This is a genomic window from Pseudomonas sp. OF001 (genome assembly GCF_904426495.1).
GTDB lineage: Bacteria > Pseudomonadota > Gammaproteobacteria > Pseudomonadales > Pseudomonadaceae > Geopseudomonas.
In genome coordinates, this window is sequence record NZ_CAJGBM010000061.1 from 1 (window position 1) to 1232 (window position 1232).

The 1232-nt window shown below is 65.5% G+C and carries 1 protein-coding gene; it reads right to left on the bottom strand.

Going from position 1 to position 1232, the window contains the following annotated elements:
* Nucleotides 1-1232, bottom strand: a 1232-nt coding sequence (locus tag RA210_RS19465; RefSeq protein ID WP_201487721.1) for an electron transfer flavoprotein-ubiquinone oxidoreductase, incomplete at both ends; no start/stop codon positions are given.

Here is a 1232-nt window from a genome sequence, read left to right on the forward strand (position 1 = left end):
AGGTGGCAGGGCTGGTCTTCCTCGTGGTTGGTGTTGGAGAGGAACACCGAGGACAGCTTGTCGAAGCTCAGCTTGCCGTCCGGCTTGGGGTAGTCGATCTTGGTCGACTGGGCGGCGGGCTTCAGGCAGGCATGGTCCGGCTTGTTGTCGTGCAGGGTCAGCGGGATCTTGCCGCCAAACAGGTTCTGGTCGACGAAGTTGAACGCGCCGCCGAGGATGGCGCCGAACTTGTGTATCGCCGCGCCGAAGTTGCGGCTGCGGAACAGCTCGTCGTACAGCCAGCTGTCCTCGAAGGCCTTGACGTAGTTGTTCAGCTCGTCGCCACCCTCGCGCCCGGCGCCCAGCGCCTCGACGATCGCCTCGGCGGCCAGCATGCCGGACTTCATCGCGGTGTGGCTGCCCTTGATCTTGGCGAAGTTGAGGGTGCCCAGATCGCAGCCGATCAGCGCGCCGCCGGGGAACACCATCTTCGGCAGCGAGTTGAGGCCACCCTTGCAGATGGCGCGGGCGCCGTAGGCGATGCGCTTGCCGCCCTCCAGGTACTGCCTGATCACTGGGTGGTGCTTGTAGCGCTGGAACTCGTCGAACGGCGACAGGTAGGGGTTGCTGTAGGACAGGTCGACGATCAGGCCGACCACCACCTGGTTGTTCTCCAGGTGATAGAGGAAGGAGCCGCCGGGGTTGTCGTCGTTGAGCGGCCAGCCGGCGGTGTGCACCACCAGGCCCTGCTCGTGTTTCGCCGGGTCGATCTCCCACAGCTCCTTGATGCCGATGCCGTAGTGCTGGGCGTCGGCCCTGGCATCGAGCTTGTAGCGCTGGATCAGCTGCTTGCCGATATGGCCGCGGCAGCCTTCGGCGAACAGGGTGTACTTGGCGCGCAGTTCCATGCCCGGGGTGTACAGGCCGTCCTTGGGCTGGCCTTCGTGGTCGACGCCCAGATCGCCGGTGACGATGCCGCGCACCACGCCCTGCTCGTCGATCAGCGCTTCCTGGGCGGCGAAGCCCGGGTAGATCTCCACGCCCAGATTCTCGGCCTGCTGGGCCAGCCAGCGGCACAGGTTGCCCAGGGAGATGATGTAGTTGCCTTCGTTGTGCATGGTTTTCGGCACGGCGAAGTCGGGGATCCTGGTGGCGGCCTCGCTGCTCTTCAGCAGGTAGATGTCGTCGCGCTTGACCGGGGTGTTGAGCGGGGCGCCGAGGCTCTTCCAGTCGGGGAACAGTTCGGCCAGCGC